This window comes from Streptomyces sp. NPDC042102 (genome assembly GCF_055582305.1).
The window spans coordinates 71,605-90,260 of record NZ_JBVJDL010000009.1; the positions used below are offsets into that span (position 1 = coordinate 71,605).

The following is an 18,656-nucleotide window of genomic DNA, read 5'->3' on the forward strand; positions in this document are numbered from 1 at the left end:
GTCCGATCCGCCTGTAGAGACCAAAGGACGAGATCAGGCGTCGGGCTGAGACAATGCGGCCATGACGGAGACCACGGTCGGCATCGGCGGTGCGGCGGAGAGCACGGACATGGTGCTCAACATCGGCCCCCAGCACCCTTCCACGCACGGCGTGCTGCGCCTGCGGCTCGTCCTGGACGGCGAGCGGATCACCAGCGCCGAGCCGGTGATCGGATACATGCACCGTGGTGCCGAGAAACTCTTCGAGGCGCGGGACTACCGTCAGATCATCATGCTGGCGAACCGCCACGACTGGCTGTCCGCCTTCTCCAACGAGCTCGGCGTGGTCATGGCCGTCGAGCGGATGCTGGGCATGGAGGTCCCCGAGCGCGCGGTGTGGATGCGCACGCTGCTCGCCGAGCTGAACCGGGTGCTGAACCACCTGATGTTCCTCGGGTCGTACCCCCTCGAACTGGGCGGAATCACCCCGATCTTCCACGCGTTCCGCGAGCGCGAGGAGCTCCAGGCCGTCATGGAGGAGATCTCCGGCGGCCGGATGCACTACATGTTCAACCGGGTCGGCGGCCTCAAGGAGGACCTCCCGGCCGGCTGGCTCGGCCGGGCCCGCGCCGCCGTCGCCGACGTCCGCTCCCGCATGGACGTCTACGACAAGCTGGTCCGCGGCAACGAGATCTTCCGCGGCCGCACGCGCGGCGTCGGCGTGCTCTCCGCCGAGGCCGTCCACGCGTACGGCGTGTCCGGGCCGATCGCCCGGGCGTCGGGCGTCGACTTCGACCTGCGCCGGGACGAGCCGTACCTCGCGTACGGCGAGCTGGCCGACGTACTGAAGGTGGTCACCCGCGAGGAGGGCGACTGCCTGGCCCGCTTCGAGTGCCTGCTCGACCAGACCCACAACGCGCTCGACCTCGCCGACGCCTGCCTGGACCGGATGGCCGAGCTGCCGCCCGGCCCGGTCAACCAACGGCTGCCGAAGGTGCTGAAGGCGCCGGAGGGCCACACGTACGCGTGGACCGAGAACCCCCTCGGGATCAACGGCTACTACCTCGTCTCCAAGGGCGAGAAGACCCCGTACCGGCTCAAGCTGCGCTCCGCGTCGTTCAACAACATCCAGGCGCTGACGGAGCTGCTGCCCGGCACGCTGGTGGCGGACATGGTGGCGATCCTCGGTTCGCTCTTCTTCGTCGTGGGCGACATCGACAAGTAGGAGCGGGCCGGGGCGGTTTCCCGGCGCGTCCGGGCGGGGCCGTGCCTAGGCTGGCCCATGACCGCGACGACACGCGCAGCGCTGCTGTCCGCCTACCTGCGCCGGCTGGGGACCGAGGATCCGGGAGCACCGTCCCGCGCCGGGCTGTTCGCCCTCCAGCGGGCCCATCTGGAGCGGGTCCCGTACGAGAACATCGACATCCAGCTGGGCCGGCCGCCGGGCATCGACCCGGAGGAATCGGCCCGCCGCATCGCCGCCGGGCGGGGCGGGTACTGCTTCCACCTCAACGGCGCGTTCGCGCTGCTGCTGGAGACCCTGGGGTACGACGTCACCCGTCACATCGGCGGTGTGTGCAGCGACGCGGACACCGGGGCGGGGCGCACGGCCCCGCAGGTCAACGGAAACCACCTGGTGCTGACCGTCCGGGTGGACGGGACGGCGTACTTCGTGGACACCGGACTCGGCGACGGCCCCCACGAACCGCTGCCGCTGCGCGAAGGGAGCTACCGCCAGGGCGGGTTCACGTACCGCATGGCACCGCTGTCCGACGGCCGGGGCTGGACCTTCCACAACGAGGGCGGACCGTGCCCGGTGGTCGACTTCCGCTGCGCCCCGGCCACGATGGCCGACTTCGCCGCCGAACACGTCCGGCTCTCCACCGCCGAGGACTCCGGCTTCGTCCGCACCCTGGCCCTGCTGCGCCGGCACCGGGACGGCGTCGACGCGCTGCGCGGGCGCACCCTGAGCCGCGCCACGGGTCGCGGCGGCCCGGAGGGCTGGCACACGGACAAGCGGGAACTGGGTTCGCAGGAGGAGCTGCACGAGGTCATCGCAAGCGTCTTCGGCCGCGCACTGGACGACCTGACCGAGCCGGACCGGGCCCGCCTGTGGCACCGGTCGGCGTCCCCGTCAGCCGCGGGCCGGCCGCCCGGCCCCCTGAATGTCGGTGGGAACGGGCAGACTTGAGGCCATGTCCCACTCCCCCCGCCGCGCCTGCCCCGCCTGCGGCCGCGACTGCGCCGTCACCGCGGGCCGGATCGCCCGCCACGACCCGCCCGGCCGCCCCCCGCGCGGCACGGGCGAGCTGATCTCCTGCCCGGGCTCCCGTGCCCGCGTGGTGCTGGGCGCGTCGGCGCCGACGCTGGACGGGTTCGTGCTGCCGGACGTACCGGGCCAGCTGCCGCTGTTCTGAGCGCGCCCGCGTTCTGAGTACGCGTACGGATGCCGGCGTCCGGGGCGGCGGGCTTGGATGGGCCCATGACCTGGAAGCCGCAGCCCGCCACCGTGTCCGCGCCGCCGTCCGCCGCCACGACCCGGACCCGCATGCTCTCCGTCCTGGCCGCGGTGGCGCTGATCCCGGCCGTCGTGCTCGTGAAGGTCCTCGTGCTGACGACGGAGACCGGGGGGCGCTGCTTCACCCAGGGCTGCGAGCCCTTCCCGTACGACGCCTTCGGGATCGTCCTCGCCGCCGCCGTGACCGCGTTCGCGGCGACCCAGCTGGTCCCGTCCCGCCTGCGCCGGGCGGCGCTCGGAACCCAGCTGCTGCTGGAGGCCGCCGCCCTGGTCATCGTCCTGGCCTATCCGTAGGGCCTCGCCGTCCCTACGAGATCGCCGTCCGCAGCTTGCCCACGCTGATGGGCTCCGTCTCGTCGTGCGCCGTCAGGTCGATCACCTGGCCCACCGCGCGCTGTTCCGGGGTGGCCGGCTTGAACTCCGGGGCGCCCTCCGGAGAGGTCGCCTCCGCCTTGTGGGCCGCCAGGGCCTCCGCGCCCACCACGTCCGCCAGGTCCTCGTTCTGGACCGCCTCGATCGCCGCGCGCGCCTGCGCCTCGGTCTTCGTGCCGAAGAAGTCGAAGCCGCCCTCGACGCGGGACGCCGAGTGGCGCGGCGGCGAGTACGGCGCGACCGCCGCCGCCAGGCGGCGGGCCGGGACGGCCGACGGCCGGCCCGCGGACGGCTGCCCCTCGGACGGCCGGTCCCCGGACGGCCCGTCTCCGGACGGCTCGTCTCCGGACGGCTCGGGCGCGTGCGCCCGGCGCCCCAGGGCCACCAGCGCCACGTTCGCGCGGGCGTAGCCCACCGACGTCGGGGCGCCGCTCGACGTGCGCTCCTCCGACACCGCCGGGAGTTCCTTCGGCGGCGCCGCGGCCGCCGACGCCTCGATGGCCAGCAGGCGGCGCTTCTCCAGCGCCGTGGCGCGTTCCGTTTCGGCGGTGGCGTAGCGCCGCAGCAGTGCCGCGTGCTCCCCGCGCAGCCCCGCCAGTTCGACCCGCTTGGCCCGCAGCTTCGCGTCCAGCCGGCCGCGCAGGACCCGGGCCTCCTCCAGGTCGCTCTCCAGCTCGGCGACGCGCTCCTCGGTGCGCCACTCGTCCTTGACCCGTTCGCGCGCCAGTTCGGCGACCCGGCGCCCGGCCGAGCGGTCCCAGGACCGCATGAGGGCCGCGCCGGCCACGCCGGTGGCCGCGGCCACCGCCACGAGCAGCCGCAGCGGAATCGGTTCTGCCAGCAGCCAGGCAGCCCCGGCGCTGGATATGGACACACCGGCGACGAGCGTCGGGGTGAGCAGCCGGTGCAGCGGTTCGGGATTGCGGTGGCGTCCACGGGGCATGGCCCGAAATTTACAGGGCGTAGGCACCCGATGGGGTAACCGCCCGGCAATCTGTTGCCGGGCGGTTACGCCTCAATCCGGTATGAACCCGGAATCCCTCGAGATCCCCGGCGTTCTCCCGCGCCCGCCCTACTTCTTCAGCAGGCCCTTCGACTCCAGGTACGCCTTCGCCACGTCCGCCGGCTTCGCGCGCTCCGCGTCCACCTTCCGGTTCAGGTCCACCAGGTCGGCCGTCGTGAGGACCTTGGTGAGCTTGTCCAGCGCGGCCGCGATCTCCGGGCCGCCCGCGTCCTTGGCGTTGACCACCGGCAGCACGTTGTCCGCGTTCTGGAGCTTCTTGTCGTCCTCCAGCAGCACCAGCCCGAAGCTGTCGAGCGTGGCGTCCGTGGTCGTGGTCAGCACCAGCTGGTCGACGCCGTCCTTGACCGCCTGCTTGGCCTGCGGCGTACCGACGCCCTTCGGGTCGACACCGGAAACGTCGATTCCGTACGCCTTCTTCAAACCCGGTGCGCAGAACGGGCGGACGGTGCATTCGTCGCCCGCCGCGATCTTCACCTTCAGTCCCGACTTACCGAGATCGGAAAGGGTCTTCAGGTTGTTCTTCTGGGCGAATTCCTTGCTCACGGCGAACGCGTTCTGATCCACCGCGCCGCCGGCCGCCAGCGCCTTGAGCCCGAGCGGGGCGGCGAGCTTCTCCAGCCCCGCCACGGTCGCCGTCACGTCGCTGGACGCGACCGGCTTCTCCTCCGGCGCCTTCGGACCGTTCACCTTGGCGTTGAGGAACTCGGCGAGCGTGGCGGCGTACTCCGGTACGACGTCGATCTCGCCCTTCTCCAGGGCCGGCTCGTACAGCTCCCGGTTGTTGACCGTCGTGACGGAGGTGCCGTAGCCCTCCGCCCGCAGCACCTGCGCGTAGAGCTCCGCCAGCACGTTGGACTCGGTGAATCCGGCGGCGCCGATCACCAGCTTGCCCTTCTCCCCCGACCCCGAGCCCGAGCCCGTGCCGGAGGAGGACGCGGAACCGCCGCCCTCCTTCGACTTCTCCAGACTGTCGCCGCCGCACGCGGCCAGCGACACGGTCAGGGCCAGCGCACCCAGGGACGCGCCGAGGACGCGCGTGCTCTTGCTCATGTTCTGCTCCGTTTCCCAACGATGTCCGGGCCGGCCGGACCGGCCGCGCCCGTCGCCCGTGCCGGTGACAGCAGCCGGTCCGCCGCCACCAGCGCGCCCTCCACCAGCAGCGCCAGCAGGGCCACCAGCAGGGCACCCGCCACGACCTGCGGGGTGTTGTACGTGTTGAAGCCGGCCGTGATGATCCGGCCCAGCCCGCCCTGGCCGACCATCGCGGCGATCGTGGCCGTCGCGATCACCTGGACGGAGGCCGAGCGCAGGCCCGTCATCACCAGCGGCCACGCCAGGGGCAGTTCCACCCGCCAAAACAGCTGCCCGCCCGACATCCCCATGCCCCGCGCCGCCTCGACCACCGAGCGGTCGACCTCGCGCAGGCCGACGTAGGCGTTGGTCAGCAGGGGCGGGACCGCGAACAGCACGAGGGCGACCACGGTCGGCACGTAGCCGGCGTTGCGCAGCGGCGAGACCATGAACAGCGCCAGTACCGCGAAGACGGGGACGGCCCGTCCCACGTTCGAGATGTTGACGGCGAGCGCGCCGCCCCGGCCCAGGTGGCCGAGCCACAGGCCGACCGGCAGGGCCACGGCGCAGGCGATGGCCAGGGCCAGCCCGCTGACGTACGCGTGTTCCGCGAGCCGGTGCCAGACCCCGCTCTCGCCGGCCCAGTTGGCCCCGTCGCTCAGCCAGTCCCAGGTACCGCCCAGCACTCCGGTGTCCACGGCCCTCACATCCCCTTCGCCGCGGCCCGCGTCCAGGGCGTGAGCAGCCGCTGCACGCCGAGCAGCAGCAGGTCCGCCACCAGGGCGAGCAGGACGCACAGGACGGACGCGGTGAGCACCTGTGCCTTGAACGAGCTGGTGACGGCGGGGGCGATCAGGTTGCCCAGGCCGCCCTTGCCGACGATGGCGCCGACCGTGGTCAGCGCGACCGTGGAGACCGTGGCGATCCGGACGCCGGCGAGCAGCGCGGGCAGCGCCAGCGGCAGTTCGACCTGCCACAGCAGCCGCGCCGGCCCGTATCCCATGCCGCGCGCGGCCTCGCGCACGTCCTCCGGTACGGCCTCCAGCCCGGCCATCACGTTGCGCACCAGGATGGTCAGCGAGTACAGCACCAGCCCGGTGACCACCAGGGCCGCCGAGAGCCCGAAGACGGGCAGCAGCAGCGAGAACATCGCCAGCGAGGGGATGGTGTAGAGCAGGGTGGTCAGGCCCAGCACCGGCGCGGCCCAGCGGCGGCCGCGCCGCGCGAGGAGTGCCAGGGGCACGGAGACGGCGATCCCGATCAGGACCGACACCGCGGTGATCCAGACGTGCTGGAGGGTGGCGTCCGTCAGTTCCTGGCTCCGCGAGGTGAGGTACTCCCAGCAGATCCAGTCGTTCGCCACCAGGCAGCTCTCGCGCCCGGCCATGCCGCTCCTCACCCCGAGTCACCGGATCCCGGCGCCCGCCGGAGTCCCGAACATCCGTGCAGATATTCGTACGGAAGCGACCCTAACCCTCACGGCGGCCCGGGGCCGGATCCCTTCGCACAGGGGTAACACTTACGTCACACTTCACTCACGCCGCATAGGGAAAGATGGCGGGGTGATCCGATTCGAGCATGTGACCAAGCGCTACGCCGATGGAACGACCGCCGTCGAGGACCTGTCGTTCGAGGTGGCGGAGGGCGAACTGGTCACCCTCGTGGGCCCGTCCGGCTGCGGCAAGACGACCACGATGAAGATGGTCAACCGGCTGATCGAGCCGACCTCCGGCAGGATCCTGCTGGGCGGCGAGGACATCGCGGCCGCCGACCCCGTCGAGCTCCGCCGCCGCATCGGGTACGTCATCCAGCAGGTCGGGCTGTTCCCGCACAAGACGGTGCTGGAGAACACCGCGACCGTCCCGCAGCTGATCGGCACCCCGAAGGCGGCCGCCCGCGCCCGGGCGGCAGAACTGCTCGAACTGGTCGGCCTGGACCCCGCCGTCTACGGGGACCGCTATCCGGAGCAGCTGTCGGGCGGCCAGCGCCAGCGCGTCGGCGTGGCCCGCGCGCTCGCGGCCGATCCGCCGGTCCTGCTGATGGACGAGCCGTTCGGCGCGGTGGACCCGGTGGTGCGCGAGCGGCTGCAGAACGAGTTCCTGGCGCTCCAGCGGTCGGTGCGCAAGACGATCCTGCTGGTCACGCACGATCTGGAGGAGGCGGTCCGGCTCGGTGACCGCATCGCCGTCTACGGGCACGGCACCATCGAGCAGTTCGCGTCCCCGGCCGCGGTGCTCGGGGCGCCGGCGACGGAGTACGTCGCCTCGTTCGTCGGTGCCGACCGCGGCCTGAAGCGGCTCGCGGTCACCCCGGTGGAGCGGGCCGACCTGGAGCCGGCCGGCCCGGACGGGGCGGACGGCTCCGGCACGGCCGCGCCCGCCGCGTCGGTGGCGCTGGGCGCCTCGCTGCGCGAGGCGCTCGCCGTACTGCTCCAGGAGGACTCCGGCCGGATCGCGGTCACGGATCCCGCCACCGGCGCGCTGGCCGGCGTCCTCACCCCGGAGGCGGTGCACCGGGCGCTGCGCCGGGCCCACCTCCAGGACGCCGCCTGACCGGGCACCTGTGCGAGGACCCCCGGCCGGGCTCTGCACGGCACATGCGCGAGGACCCCCGACCGGTGCCGGTCAGGGGTCCTCGCGTCGTTCATGCCCGGGATGCACCCGGCCCGCGGCTCACGCGTGGATGCGGCCGCTCATCCACGTCAGCATCGGCGGGATCTCGCGGCGCCAGGTGTTGAAGTTGTGGCCGCCGCTGTCGAGGATGATCGAGGAGACCCGGTCCGGGCCCTTGACCCCCTTGATGAACTTGCGGGTGCCGGCGAGGTTCGGCTCGCCGATCTCGCTGGTGGTGACCAGGAACGACGTACCGGTCGGCGTGCGCTTCTCCAGGCTGGCCAGGATGTCGGCGCGCTTCTTGAGCTTGTCGTCACCGTGGAAGAGGTTGCCGGTGGTCGGGTCGTCCGGGGCCTCGTAGTACGCCGACAGACCCGCGGCGGCGCCGAAGGTCTGGGGGTGGTGCATGGCGATCTTCAGGGCGCAGTAGCCGCCGGTGGAGTTGCCGATGAAGCCCATGTTCTCGGGCTTCTTGCCGACCCGGAAGGTGGAGGTGATCGCCTGCGGGAGGTCGGTGGCGAAGAAGGTCTCGGTCTGCGGGCCCTCGGGTATGTCGACGCACTCGGTGTCGCGCGGCGGCGCGACGGTCGGGCGCATCATGACCAGGATCATCGGCTTCATCTTGCCCTGCTTGGCCTGCTTGAAGGCCGTCATGGGGTAATTCAGCCCTTTGATCAGGTTTTCGGCTGTACCCGGGTAACCCGTCAGGACGATCGACGCCGGAAAGTTCTTGTCCTTGTACTGCGGCTGGAAGTACTCCGGCGGCAGCCACACGTAGCCGGGGCTGGTTATCTTCGACTTCTGCCCGCTGATGGCCACTTTGAGGATCTGTCCGGCGACCTGCGGCTTGGTCCCGCCCGGCACGTCGAGGTGCTGCTTGTCGACGACCTTGATGTCCCTGCTGCTCATGGAGTGGTCGACGACCTTGCCCATCTCGGTCTGCTGGCCGAAGAGGTCGGCCCAGGAACCGTAGAAGAGGAAGGACTTGTTCGCCCCCAGGCCGATCGCCGAGAACAGCGTCAGCTGGGTGGCGAGCAGGAGACCGACCCGGCCGAGGACCGCGCGCCACGTGCGGCCCGACAACCGCGGCCAGAGCCAGACCGTGGCCGCGAAGAGCAGCACTCCGGCCACGATGGCCAGCGCCAAGACCGTATTACTGGTGAGACCCATGAGCAGTTAGCCGACTTTCTCGTGGCAGGCCGATTTTTTTCCGGGCGAAGAGTGAACCCGCTGTCCCCTGATGTCGTCCTACTGGACGCACACTCCGGAGGCTGGTGCGGCCTTCGGCCACATGATCTCTCGCGGAGCAACGGGAAGCGATGTCTAGCAGGATAGATGGCGATAAGTCGGGACAGGTTCCAAGCCGGGTCCGCCGAATCCTCAGTGGCCCACGACCTGAGCGCGTCCCCAGTCTGATCGGTACGGCCGTCACGATCGTCGGCCTCCTCGACCTCGCGGCGGGTATCTTCCCGCGGTTCCGGCACAGCCGGATCCACGCCGTCGCCGAGGTGATCCCGGGCTCGACCCGGCCCATGGCAGCCGCCGTGACCATCTGCGCGGGCGTCCTGCTGCTCCTGCTCGCCCACGGGCTCAAGCGCCGCAAGCGCCGCGCCTGGCGGGCGGCCGTCGTCCTGCTGCCGGTCGGCGCCGTGGCGCAGTTCGCCTACCGCCACTCCTACATCGGCGTGGTGATCGCGGCCGTACTCCTGGCGGTGCTGCTGCGTCATCAGGGTGAATTCAAGGCGCTGCCCGACCCGCGCAGCCGCTGGAAGGCGCTGGCGAACTTCGTCCTGATGGGTGCCGGCTCCATCGGGCTGGGCCTGGTCATCGTCAACGCCCACCCGAGCAAGGTCGTGGGCAACCCCGGCCTGTACGAGCAGATCGCCCACGTGATCTACGGCCTCTTCGGCATCGAGGGCCCCGTCGCCTACTCCGGCGGCCGCGCCGACTGGATCGTCGGCTACTCGCTCGGCTCCCTCGGCATGCTCACCGCGCTCACCACGATCTACCTCGCCTTCCGCCCCGAGCACCCGGCGGCCCGCCTCACCGCGGACGACGAGACGAAGCTGCGCGAGCTGCTGGCCAAGCACGGCGCCCGCGACTCGCTCGGCCACTTCGCGCTCCGCCGCGACAAGGCCGTCGTCTTCTCCCCCAGCGGCAAGGCCGCCGTCACCTACCGCGTCGTCTCCGGCGTGATGCTCGCCTCCGGCGACCCCATCGGCGACGTCGAGGCCTGGCCCGGCGCCATCGAGCGCTTCATGGCGGAGGCCAAGGCCCACTCCTGGACCCCCGCCGTCATGGGCTGCAGCGAGACCGGCGGCGAGGTGTGGACCCGCGAGACCGGCCTGGACGCCCTGGAGCTCGGCGACGAGGCCATCGTCGACGTCAAGGACTTCTCCCTCTCCGGGCGCGCCATGCGCAACGTCCGCCAGATGGTCAAGCGCATCGAGCGCAACGGCTACACCACCAAGGTCCGCCGGGTCAGCGAGCTGACCGACGAGGAGCTGGCCGCGGTCCGCGGCGCCTCCGACGCCTGGCGCGGCACCGACACCGAGCGCGGGTTCTCCATGGCGCTGGGCCGGGTCGGCGACCCGGGCGACGGGGACTGCATCATCGCGACCGCGCACCGCGTCGAGGAGGGCGACACCAGCCCGTTCGGCGACCTCAAGGCCATCCAGCACTTCGTGCCGTGGGGCAAGGACGGCATGTCGCTGGAGCTGATGCGCCGCGACCGCGGCGCCGACCCCGGCATGAACGAGCTGCTGATCGTCGCCTCCCTGGAGGCGGCCCCGTCCCTGGGCATCGAGAAGGTCTCCCTGAACTTCGCGATGTTCCGCTCCGCGCTCGCCCGCGGCGAGAAGATCGGCGCCGGCCCGGTCCTGCGCGCCTGGCGCAGTCTGCTGGTCTTTCTCTCGCGCTGGTTCCAGATCGAGTCGCTGTACAAGTTCAACGCGAAGTTCCGCCCCCGCTGGGAGCCCCGCTTCGTCGTCTTCCGCACCACCCGTGACCTGCCCCGCATCGGTTTCGCGGCGATGCAGGCGGAAGGGTTCGTGACGCTGGCCCTGCCGCGCCTGTTCGCCTCCCGCCGCCGGCCCAAGCCGGTCCGCGCCTGCGCGCACAACCACGGCGTGGCCCCCGTGCCGGCCCAGGCCGAGCGCGAGGTCCAGGCGGCGTAACCGCCGCCCGCCCCGTACGGTGCCCACGGCCCCGGTCGCGTACAGCGGCCGGGGCCGTGGCGTGCGTACACCAGCTCTACCCTGGAAACCATGAACACGATGCGCGGACCCGCCGCCAGGGGTCGAGTCACAGGCCTGCCGGAATGGGACCGCTGCGCGGTCATGGGCGTCGTCAACGTCACGCCCGACTCGTTCTCCGACGGCGGCCGCTGGTTCGACACCACCGCCGCCGTCAAGCGGGGCCTGGACCTCGTCGAGCAGGGCGCCGACCTGGTGGACGTCGGCGGCGAGTCCACCCGTCCCGGCGCCAGTCGCGTGGACGAGGACGAGGAGCTGCGCCGGGTCGTGCCCGTCGTACGGGGCCTGGCCTCCGAGGGCGTCACCGTCTCCGTGGACACCATGCGCGCCGCCGTCGCCGAGCAGGCCGTCGCCGCGGGCGCGGTGCTGGTCAACGACGTCAGCGGTGGCCTGGCCGATCCGCGGATGATCCCCGCCGTCGCCGCCACCGAGGTGCCCTTCGTGGTCATGCACTGGCGCGGCTTCAGCGCCGGCATGAACAGCCTCGCCGTGTACGAGGACGTGGTCGCCGAGGTCGCCGCGGAGCTGCGGGCCCGGATCGAGGCGGTCGTGGCCGGCGGCATCGCGCCCGAGCGGCTCGTGGTCGACCCGGGCCTGGGCTTCGCCAAGAACGCCGAGCACGACCTCGCGCTCGTCGCCCACCTGCGCGAGCTGCGGGCGCTGGGCCACCCGCTGCTGGTCGCCGCCTCCCGCAAGCGGTTCCTGGGCCGGGTGCTGGCCGGTTCCGACGGCGCCGCCCCGCCGCCGGCCCGCGAACGCGACGCTGCCACCGCGGCCGTGTCCGCCATCGCCGCCCACGAGGGCGCCTGGGCGGTGCGCGTCCATGAGGTACGGGCCACGGCCGACGCGGTTCGGGTCGCGCGCGCCGTGGAAGGAGCCCTGTGACGACGGCCGGGGGGCCGCCGGGAGGAGCAGCGTGAGCAGAACCGACATCGAGGCGGTCGAAGAGATCAACACGGCCTTCTACGAGGCCATGGAGCAGGGGGACTTCGACGCGCTGTCGGCGCTCTGGCTCGACGACGAGGTCTCCTGCGTGCACCCGGGCTGGCCGGTGCTCAGCGGACGCGGCGAGGTCCTGCGCTCGTACGCGCTGATCATGTCCCACACCGAGTACATCCAGTTCTTCCTCACCGACACCAAGGTCACGGTGATCGGGGACACGGCGGTGGTCACGTGCACCGAGAACATCCTCAGCGGCGCGCCCGCCGAGGACGGCCAGGACCTCGGTCCGCTCGTCGGCCAGCTGGTGGTCGCCACAAATGTGTTCCGACGCACATCCGAGGGCTGGCGGCTCTGGTCCCACCACGGTTCTCCGGTCCTGACGGACTCCGACGAGGACGAGGAGGAGGACTCCGCGTGACCCCGTCGGCGGGGCAGCCGGTCGGTCGCAGGTAAATTCGAAGGTGGACGACGCCGACCGCACTCGGCGCAGGCCCATGGCGCCGGGGAGTCCCTGCGCCGGAAGCACCTACGAAAGCAGGAGTGATTCGCGTGGATCGTGTCGCGCTGCGCGGCCTCAAGGCCCGCGGGCACCATGGCGTCTTCCCCCGGGAGCGCGAGGAGGGCCAGACCTTCATCGTGGACCTGGTGCTGCACCTCGACACCCGCTCCGCGGCGGCCGACGACGACCTGGCCAAGACCGTCCACTACGGCGTGGTCGCGGAGGAGGTCGTGGACGTCGTCCAGGGCGAGCCGGTCGACCTGATCGAGACGCTAGCCGAGCGGATCGCCCAGAGCTGTCTCAAGCACGAGGCGGTGGCCCAGGTGGAGGTCGTCGTCCACAAGCCGGACGCGCCGATCACCGTCCCCTTCGACGACGTGACCATCACGATCACCCGGAGCCGCGTATGAACCAGACCCAGAGCGACCCCACCGTGCAGCCCGTCCCCGCGTCCGTCGTCGAGGCCGTCGACGCCGCCGACACGACGCTGTCCAACCCCAAACTCGCCGTCGTCGCCCTCGGCTCGAACCTCGGCAACCGCCTGGAGACCCTCCAGGGCGCCGTCGACGCCCTGGAGGACACCCCCGGCCTGCGGGTCAAGGCCGTCTCGCCGGTCTACGAGACCGAGCCGTGGGGCGTTGAGCCGGGCTCGCAGCCCTCGTACTTCAACGCGGTCGTCCTCGTGAAGACCACGCTGCCGCCGTCCTCCCTGCTGGAGCGCGGGCACGCCATCGAGGAGGCCTTCGACCGCGTCCGCGAGGAGCGCTGGGGCCCCCGGACCATCGACGTCGACATCGTCGCGTACGCCGACCGGGTCTCCGACGACCCGGTCCTGACCCTGCCGCACCCGCGCGCCCACCAGCGGGCCTTCGTCCTGGCCCCGTGGCACGACGTGGACCCCGAGGCGCAGCTGCCCGGCCACGGCGCCGTCGCGGCCCTGCTGGCCGAAATCGGCCTCACCGGCGTCACGCCGCGCCCGGACCTGGAACTCCGTCTCCCGGAGTAGTCGTTAGCCTGTGAGCTGCGCCATCGGGTAGAGGAACGGGGAGCGGGCACGTGAAGCAACTTCGGCTGGGCGTCCTGGCGGGCATCTTCGTGGTGGCCGGGGTGCTGTCCTGGGCGGGCGCCCGGCTGTGGAACGCGTACGGCACCCTGCCGGGCGTTCCGCTGGCGGCGCCCATCGTGCTGGCCGCCATCGCGGCGGTGCTGCTGGCCACGGCCCTGTCCCTGCGCGCCCGGCTGAAGGCCCAGCGCGAGCGCCGCCCGGGCGCCAAGGGCGTCGAGCCGCTGATGGCGGCCCGCGCGGTGGTCTTCGCACAGGCCAGCGCCCTGGTCGCGGCCCTGGTGGCGGGCATGTACGGCGGTGTGGGGCTCTTCCTGGTCCTGGAGGCCCTGGAGGTCCCCGCCCGCCGCGCCCAGGCCTGGTACGCCGGCTTCTCGGTCCTGGCGGGCGCCGCGGTCGTCGCGGCCGCCCTGTTCCTGGAGCACGTCTGCAAGCTCCCGGAGGACGACGACCCCGGCAAGGCCCCGGCCCGGGCCTGACCGCCCCCGCCCCGTGTGCCGGCGGACCACGGTCCGAGGGACGTCAGCGGGGAGCGAGGGGCTTCGGCGGGCGGAGGGGCGTCAGCGGGCCATGATCAGGCTCATCGCCTCGTTGCGGGTCGCCACGTCGCGCAGCTGGCCGCGGACGGCCGAGGTGATGGTCTTGGCGCCGGGCTTGCGGACCCCGCGCATGGTCATGCACATGTGCTCGCACTCGACGACCACGATCACGCCACGCGGCTCCAGGATCTCCATGAGCGAGTCCGCGATCTGCGTGGTGAGTCGTTCCTGCACCTGCGGCCGACGGGCGTAGACGTCGACGAGGCGGGCCAGCTTCGACAGGCCGGTGATCTTGCCGTCCGTGGACGGGATGTAGCCCACGTGCGCCACGCCGTGGAAGCTCACCAGGTGGTGCTCGCAGACGCTCTGCACCTCGATGTCCTTGACGAGCACCATCTCGTCGTGACCGAGGTCGAAGGTCGTCGTCAGCACCTCCTCCGGCCGCTGGTACAGGCCGGCGAATATCTCCTTGTAGGCGCGCGCCACCCGGGCCGGCGTCTCCAGGAGGCCCTCACGGTCCGGGTCCTCACCGACGGCGATGAGGAGCTCGCGTACGGCCGCCTCGGCGCGCTTCTCGTCGAATTCGCCGATGGTGCCCTCGCCGGCCAGGGTCACTGGGTCGGTCATCTGTGCCTCGTTCCTGTGTGCGCTCACGGCCGTGAGAAAAGTGCCGCGCCCCCCAGGCTAGAACCTGGGGGGCGCGGCATCCATTCCGGAGGGGACGGACCGGTCCGCCGTTACTCGGCGCGGTCCTCCGGGGCGATCTCGAGGCCGGTGTCCGCGGTGGCGGACGCGGCGCTCGTACCGTTCGCCGAGTTCGTCAGCTGGAGCTCCTTGGGAGAGAGCACCGGCGGACGGGTGGAGGGGGTACGGCGGGAGGAGCCGGTCCACGCGGGGCGGGCCGGGCGCTTGACGATGGTCGAGAAGACCTCGGCGATCTCCTCCTTGCCCAGCGTCTCCTTCTCCAGCAGCGCGAGGACCAGGTTGTCGAGGACGTCACGGTTCTCGACGAGGATCTCCCAGGCCTCGTTGTGCGCGGTCTCGATGAGCTTCTTGACCTCTTCGTCGACCAGCGCCGCGACCTCTTCCGAGTAGTCCCGCGGGTGCGACATCTCGCGGCCCAGGAACGGCTCGGTGTTGTCGCCGCCGAACTTGATCGCGCCCAGCCGCTCGGTCATGCCGTACTGCGTGACCATCGCGCGGGCGGTGGCCGTGGCCTTCTCGATGTCGTTCGCGGCGCCCGTGGTCGGGTCGTGGAAGACCAGCTCCTCGGCCGCGCGGCCGCCCAGCATGTAGGCCAGCTGGTCGAGCATCTCGTTGCGCGTCGTGGAGTACTTGTCCTCGTCGGGCAGGACCATCGTGTAGCCCAGGGCCCGGCCGCGGGACAAGATCGTGATCTTGTGGACCGGGTCGGAGTTCGGGGAGGCCGCCGCGACCAGGGCGTGTCCGCCCTCGTGGTACGCGGTGATCTTCTTCTCCCGGTCCGACATGATCCGGGTCCGCTTCTGCGGGCCCGCCACGACACGGTCGATGGCCTCGTCGAGCATCTGGTTGTCGATGAGCTTGCGGTCCGAGCGGGCGGTCAGGAGCGCCGCCTCGTTCAGCACGTTCGACAGGTCGGCGCCGGTGAAGCCGGGGGTGCGGCGGGCGACGGCCGAGAGGTCGACGTCCGGAGCGACCGGCTTGCCCTTCTGGTGGACCTTGAGGATCTCCAGACGGCCCTGCATGTCCGGACGGTCGACCGCGATCTGCCGGTCGAAACGGCCCGGGCGCAGCAGCGCCGGGTCGAGGATGTCCGGGCGGTTGGTGGCGGCGATCAGGATGACGCCGCCCTTGACGTCGAAGCCGTCCATCTCGACGAGCAGCTGGTTCAGGGTCTGCTCGCGCTCGTCGTGCCCGCCACCGAGGCCGGCGCCGCGGTGCCGGCCGACCGCGTCGATCTCGTCGACGAAGACGATCGCCGGGGCGTTCGCCTTGGCCTGCTCGAACAGGTCACGGACGCGGGAGGCGCCGACACCGACGAACATCTCGACGAAGTCGGAACCGGAGATCGAGTAGAACGGGACGCCCGCCTCGCCCGCGACGGCACGCGCGAGCAGGGTCTTGCCGGTGCCGGGCGGGCCGTACAGCAGCACGCCCTTGGGGATCTTGGCGCCGACGGCCTGGAACTTGGCCGGCTCCTGGAGGAACTCCTTGATCTCGTGGAGCTCCTCGACCGCCTCGTCCGAGCCCGCGACGTCCGCGAACGTCGTCTTCGGGGTGTCCTTGGTGATCAGCTTGGCCTTGGACTTCCCGAAGTTCATGACGCGGGAGCCGCCGCCCTGCATCTGGTTCATCAGGAACAGGAAGACCAGGACGATCAGGACGAAGGGCAGCAGGGAGAGCAGCACGCTGAGGAACGGGCTGGTCTTGTCCGGCGTGACGGAGTAGCCGTCCGGGATCTGGCCGGCCTCGTACTTGGTCTGGAGGTCCCTGGCGACCGAGACGCCCTGGTCCCCGATGTAGTTGGCCTGGAACTTGGTGCCGTCGTTCTTGCCGAGCTTCTGGCCGTTCTTGAGCTCGATCTTGATCATCTGGCTGTCACCGGTGGTGAGCTTGGCGCTCTGCACCTGGTTCTGGCTGATCGCCTTGATGACCTCGCTGGTCTCCACCGACTTGTAGCCGCCGCCGGAGCCGACGACGTTCATCAACACGACCACGGCGAGGACGGCCAGCACGATCCACATGACCGGCCCACGGAAGTATCGCTTCACGTCCATCCATACGGGGCGGTGATCGCCCCGTCCCTCCTGCCCGTAGGTAAATGCTGCTGTGAGTAAAGACTGTTCTTCGGAATGTACCCCTGAATTGTCACCCCGTGCCCCATGGGACGGCTGACAAACCCGCCTTCGATCCTCCAACGGCGGGAACGGCCCCAGGGTTCCCCGGACCGGTGCCGGGTTCACCTGGGGCCGTGGGCCGGGGGTTCAGCCGCCGTAGACGTGCGGAGCGAGCGTGCCGACGAACGGCAGGTTGCGGTACTTCTCCGCGTAGTCCAGGCCGTAGCCGACGACGAATTCGTTGGGAATGTCGAAGCCGACCCACTTCACGTCGATGGCGACCTTGGCGGCGTCGGGCTTGCGCAGCAGCGTGACGACCTCCAGGGAGGCCGGCTGGCGGGAGCCCAGGTTCGACAGCAGCCAGGACAGGGTCAGACCCGAGTCGATGATGTCCTCGACGATCAGGACGTGCTTGTCCTTGATGTCGGTGTCCAGGTCCTTGAGGATACGGACCACGCCCGAGGACTGGGTCCCGGCGCCGTAGGAGGACACCGCCATCCAGTCCATGGTCAGGGGGGTGGACAAGGCGCGCGCCAGGTCCGCCATCACCATCACGGCGCCCTTGAGGACACCGACGATGAGCAGGTCCTTGCCCGCGTACTCCGCGTCGATCTTCGCGGCCAGCTCGGCCAGCTTCGCGTCGATCTCTTCCTTGGTGATGAGCACCGACGCCAGGTCGCTGCCCATGTCCTTCTCGTCCACCCGCATCACTTTCGTTGTCGGCCGGGGCTCCGGGGGTCGTACCCCGGAGGACTCAGCCGTGTTTCAGCACCATCAGCCCTGCCGGATGACAAGTCTGCCACCCTGCCGCTGGGCCTCGACGCGGCCGGGCAGGTTGATGGCGCCCTGACCCCGCCATCCGGTGATGAGCCGGTCGACTTCCTCGATGTGCCGGGCGAAGAGCGAACCGGCGGGGGAACCGGCGGCGACGACGGCCCTGCGCAGCACCCGGCGGCGGACGGCCGGGGGCAGGGCGTACAGCTTGGCGCACTCCAGCTGGCCCAGCTCGTCGCGTACGGCGTCGTCGGCCTCGGCGGCCCAGGAGTCGAGTGCGTCGGCGTCGTCGCGGGAGAGCTGGGCGGTACGGGCGAGCGCCTCGACGACCCCCTTGCCGAGCGCCTTCTCCAGGGCGGGCAGTCCCTCGTGGCGCAGCCGGGAGCGGGTGTACGCGGGGTCGATGTTGTGCGGGTCGTCCCAGACGGCGAGGGACTGGACCATGCAGGCCTTGCGGGCGGTCTGCCGGTCGATGTGGAGGAAGGGCCGGCGGTAGCGGCCGGAGCGCCCGGGGCCGCCGGAGACCTCGGCCATGCCGGACAGGGAGCGGATGCCGGAGCCGCGGGCGAGCCCCAGCAGGACGGTTTCCGCCTGGTCGTCGCGGGTGTGGCCGAGCAGCACGGCAGCGGCTCCGAGCCGGTCGGCGGCCTCGTCCAGGGCGCCGTAGCGGGCGTCGCGGGCGGCGGCCTCGGGCCCGCCGTCCCGGCCTACGCGCACGGCGACGGACTCCACCGGGTCCAGGCGGAGTGCGGTCATGCGGGAGACGACCTCGGCGGCGCGCAGGTCGGAGCCTGCCTGGAGCCCGTGGTCGACGGTGATGCCGCCGGCCCGGACGCCGAGCTTGGGGGCCTCGAAGGCGAGCGCCGAGGCGAGCGCCATGGAGTCGGCGCCGCCGGAGCAGGCGACGAGGACGAGCGGCCGGTGCCGCCCGTCACTTTCGGTGAGGCCGGTGAGGACGTCGTGGAGTACGCGGCGGACCGCCAGGCGTATCGCCGCGACCGCAGGATGGGGACCCATGTCAGCTGCCCTTCGCTGGAGTGGGGTGGGTGAGGCCGGAGGTGCTCGGGAGGTGCTCGCTCGGTGTCCCGGAAGGGAATGTCACTCAGAGTGCGTCGATGGTGACAGAACCGAGCCGTTCCCCGAGCATCGCACGCCCTTCCACGGCCCACGGTCCCTCGGACGGGTGATGC

General features: G+C 71.4%; 20 protein-coding genes. 11 read left to right on the plus strand and 9 right to left on the minus strand.

Features of this window, described 5'->3' with window-relative positions:
- The first annotated feature begins 61 nt into the window (after positions 1 to 61).
- From ACZ6KO_RS28175 to ACZ6KO_RS28190, 4 genes are all read left to right on the plus strand, one after another.
- Complete coding sequence (locus tag ACZ6KO_RS28175) at positions 62 to 1,204, plus strand: NADH-quinone oxidoreductase subunit D (RefSeq protein ID WP_469306840.1); 1,143 nt, start codon at positions 62 to 64, stop codon at positions 1,202 to 1,204.
- A gap of 57 nt (positions 1,205 to 1,261) precedes the next feature.
- A complete protein-coding gene (locus ACZ6KO_RS28180) occupies positions 1,262 to 2,170 on the plus strand; it encodes an arylamine N-acetyltransferase family protein (RefSeq protein WP_469306841.1) in 909 nt (302 codons plus the stop codon).
- Positions 2,171 to 2,174: 4 nt separating this feature from the next.
- Positions 2,175 to 2,396 (plus strand): hypothetical protein, encoded by a 222-nt coding sequence (locus ACZ6KO_RS28185; protein WP_469306842.1) that lies wholly within the window; start codon positions 2,175 to 2,177, stop codon positions 2,394 to 2,396.
- Between the two features lie 65 nt (positions 2,397 to 2,461).
- The gene (locus ACZ6KO_RS28190; RefSeq protein ID WP_469306843.1) at positions 2,462 to 2,791 is read left to right on the plus strand and encodes a hypothetical protein; all 330 of its coding nucleotides are present in this window, start codon (positions 2,462 to 2,464) and stop codon (positions 2,789 to 2,791) included.
- Between the two features lie 13 nt (positions 2,792 to 2,804).
- On the opposite strand, the gene ACZ6KO_RS28195 is transcribed toward ACZ6KO_RS28190, so the two are convergent.
- The 4 genes from ACZ6KO_RS28195 to ACZ6KO_RS28210 form a co-directional block, all read right to left on the minus strand.
- Positions 2,805 to 3,812, minus strand: coding sequence for a hypothetical protein (locus ACZ6KO_RS28195; protein ID WP_469306844.1), 1,008 nt, complete (start codon positions 3,810 to 3,812; stop codon positions 2,805 to 2,807).
- 129 nt (positions 3,813 to 3,941) lie between these two features.
- Positions 3,942 to 4,943, minus strand: coding sequence for an ABC transporter substrate-binding protein (locus tag ACZ6KO_RS28200; protein ID WP_469306845.1), 1,002 nt, complete (start codon positions 4,941 to 4,943; stop codon positions 3,942 to 3,944).
- Positions 4,940 to 5,662, minus strand: a complete 723-nt coding sequence (locus tag ACZ6KO_RS28205; protein ID WP_469306846.1) for an ABC transporter permease — start codon at positions 5,660 to 5,662, stop codon at positions 4,940 to 4,942. Before ACZ6KO_RS28205 ends, ACZ6KO_RS28200 begins: the two co-directional genes overlap by 4 nt.
- A 5-nt stretch (positions 5,663 to 5,667) precedes the next feature.
- A complete protein-coding gene (locus ACZ6KO_RS28210) occupies positions 5,668 to 6,351 on the minus strand; it encodes an ABC transporter permease (RefSeq protein WP_469306847.1) in 684 nt (227 codons plus the stop codon).
- 175 nt (positions 6,352 to 6,526) lie between these two features.
- On the opposite strand from ACZ6KO_RS28210, the gene ACZ6KO_RS28215 reads away from it, so the two are divergent.
- Positions 6,527 to 7,516, plus strand: a complete 990-nt coding sequence (locus tag ACZ6KO_RS28215; protein ID WP_469306848.1) for an ABC transporter ATP-binding protein — start codon at positions 6,527 to 6,529, stop codon at positions 7,514 to 7,516.
- Positions 7,517 to 7,636: 120 nt separating this feature from the next.
- Here the strand turns inward: ACZ6KO_RS28215 and ACZ6KO_RS28220 are convergent, their stop codons facing one another.
- Positions 7,637 to 8,746: an alpha/beta hydrolase gene (locus ACZ6KO_RS28220; protein WP_469306849.1), complete on the minus strand. Its 1,110-nt coding sequence runs from the start codon at positions 8,744 to 8,746 to the stop codon at positions 7,637 to 7,639.
- A gap of 149 nt (positions 8,747 to 8,895) precedes the next feature.
- On the opposite strand from ACZ6KO_RS28220, the gene ACZ6KO_RS28225 reads away from it, so the two are divergent.
- The 6 genes from ACZ6KO_RS28225 to ACZ6KO_RS28250 all read left to right on the plus strand — a co-directional run bounded on the left by ACZ6KO_RS28225 (position 8,896) and on the right by ACZ6KO_RS28250 (position 13,813).
- Positions 8,896 to 10,752 carry a phosphatidylglycerol lysyltransferase domain-containing protein gene (locus tag ACZ6KO_RS28225; RefSeq protein ID WP_469306850.1) on the plus strand — a complete coding sequence of 619 codons (1,857 nt, stop codon included), beginning with the start codon at positions 8,896 to 8,898 and terminating at the stop codon, positions 10,750 to 10,752.
- 90 nt (positions 10,753 to 10,842) lie between these two features.
- Positions 10,843 to 11,715, plus strand: a complete 873-nt coding sequence (gene folP, locus ACZ6KO_RS28230; protein ID WP_469306851.1) for a dihydropteroate synthase — start codon at positions 10,843 to 10,845, stop codon at positions 11,713 to 11,715.
- A gap of 31 nt (positions 11,716 to 11,746) precedes the next feature.
- Positions 11,747 to 12,190: a nuclear transport factor 2 family protein gene (locus ACZ6KO_RS28235; protein ID WP_469306852.1), complete on the plus strand. Its 444-nt coding sequence runs from the start codon at positions 11,747 to 11,749 to the stop codon at positions 12,188 to 12,190.
- 131 nt (positions 12,191 to 12,321) lie between these two features.
- Positions 12,322 to 12,681, plus strand: a complete 360-nt coding sequence (gene folB, locus ACZ6KO_RS28240; RefSeq protein ID WP_401445616.1) for a dihydroneopterin aldolase — start codon at positions 12,322 to 12,324, stop codon at positions 12,679 to 12,681.
- Positions 12,678 to 13,277 (plus strand): 2-amino-4-hydroxy-6-hydroxymethyldihydropteridine diphosphokinase, encoded by a 600-nt coding sequence (gene folK / locus ACZ6KO_RS28245; RefSeq protein WP_469306853.1) that lies wholly within the window; start codon positions 12,678 to 12,680, stop codon positions 13,275 to 13,277. Before folB ends, folK begins: the two co-directional genes overlap by 4 nt.
- Before the next feature lie 50 nt (positions 13,278 to 13,327).
- Entirely contained in the window at positions 13,328 to 13,813 is a 486-nt protein-coding gene (locus tag ACZ6KO_RS28250) for a DUF3180 domain-containing protein (protein ID WP_469306854.1), read from the plus strand.
- An 81-nt stretch (positions 13,814 to 13,894) separates the two neighbouring features.
- On the opposite strand, the gene folE is transcribed toward ACZ6KO_RS28250, so the two are convergent.
- The 4 genes from folE to tilS all read right to left on the minus strand — a co-directional run bounded on the left by folE (position 13,895) and on the right by tilS (position 18,483).
- The gene (gene folE / locus ACZ6KO_RS28255; protein ID WP_401445608.1) at positions 13,895 to 14,500 is read right to left on the minus strand and encodes a GTP cyclohydrolase I FolE; all 606 of its coding nucleotides are present in this window, start codon (positions 14,498 to 14,500) and stop codon (positions 13,895 to 13,897) included.
- Positions 14,501 to 14,610: 110 nt separating this feature from the next.
- Positions 14,611 to 16,632: an ATP-dependent zinc metalloprotease FtsH gene (gene ftsH / locus ACZ6KO_RS28260; protein WP_469306855.1), complete on the minus strand. Its 2,022-nt coding sequence runs from the start codon at positions 16,630 to 16,632 to the stop codon at positions 14,611 to 14,613.
- A gap of 207 nt (positions 16,633 to 16,839) precedes the next feature.
- On the minus strand, positions 16,840 to 17,400 hold the full coding sequence (gene hpt, locus ACZ6KO_RS28265) for a hypoxanthine phosphoribosyltransferase (protein ID WP_114053543.1): 561 nt from the start codon (positions 17,398 to 17,400) through the stop codon (positions 16,840 to 16,842).
- Positions 17,401 to 17,466: 66 nt separating this feature from the next.
- A complete protein-coding gene (gene tilS, locus ACZ6KO_RS28270; RefSeq protein WP_469306856.1) occupies positions 17,467 to 18,483 on the minus strand; it encodes a tRNA lysidine(34) synthetase TilS in 1,017 nt (338 codons plus the stop codon).
- Positions 18,484 to 18,656 lie beyond the last annotated feature (173 nt).

Bases quoted from the DNA above. Each gene is read 5' to 3' on its own strand.
- folP (WP_469306851.1), top strand. From the start codon at position 10,843: ATGAACACGATGCGCGGACCCGCCGCCAGGGGTCGAGTCACAGGCCTG.
- ftsH (WP_469306855.1), bottom strand. From the start codon at position 16,632: ATGGACGTGAAGCGATACTTCCGTGGGCCGGTCATGTGGATCGTGCTG.
- ACZ6KO_RS28210 (WP_469306847.1), bottom strand. From the start codon at position 6,351: ATGGCCGGGCGCGAGAGCTGCCTGGTGGCGAACGACTGGATCTGCTGG.
- ACZ6KO_RS28190 (WP_469306843.1), top strand. From the start codon at position 2,462: ATGACCTGGAAGCCGCAGCCCGCCACCGTGTCCGCGCCGCCGTCCGCC.
- ACZ6KO_RS28200 (WP_469306845.1), bottom strand. From the start codon at position 4,943: ATGAGCAAGAGCACGCGCGTCCTCGGCGCGTCCCTGGGTGCGCTGGCC.
- folK (WP_469306853.1), top strand. From the start codon at position 12,678: ATGAACCAGACCCAGAGCGACCCCACCGTGCAGCCCGTCCCCGCGTCC.
- folE (WP_401445608.1), bottom strand. From the start codon at position 14,500: ATGACCGACCCAGTGACCCTGGCCGGCGAGGGCACCATCGGCGAATTC.
- ACZ6KO_RS28175 (WP_469306840.1), top strand. From the start codon at position 62: ATGACGGAGACCACGGTCGGCATCGGCGGTGCGGCGGAGAGCACGGAC.
- ACZ6KO_RS28195 (WP_469306844.1), bottom strand. From the start codon at position 3,812: ATGCCCCGTGGACGCCACCGCAATCCCGAACCGCTGCACCGGCTGCTC.
- ACZ6KO_RS28185 (WP_469306842.1), top strand. From the start codon at position 2,175: ATGTCCCACTCCCCCCGCCGCGCCTGCCCCGCCTGCGGCCGCGACTGC.
- ACZ6KO_RS28220 (WP_469306849.1), bottom strand. From the start codon at position 8,746: ATGGGTCTCACCAGTAATACGGTCTTGGCGCTGGCCATCGTGGCCGGA.
- tilS (WP_469306856.1), bottom strand. From the start codon at position 18,483: ATGGGTCCCCATCCTGCGGTCGCGGCGATACGCCTGGCGGTCCGCCGC.
- hpt (WP_114053543.1), bottom strand. From the start codon at position 17,400: ATGCGGGTGGACGAGAAGGACATGGGCAGCGACCTGGCGTCGGTGCTC.
- ACZ6KO_RS28225 (WP_469306850.1), top strand. From the start codon at position 8,896: ATGTCTAGCAGGATAGATGGCGATAAGTCGGGACAGGTTCCAAGCCGG.
- ACZ6KO_RS28180 (WP_469306841.1), top strand. From the start codon at position 1,262: ATGACCGCGACGACACGCGCAGCGCTGCTGTCCGCCTACCTGCGCCGG.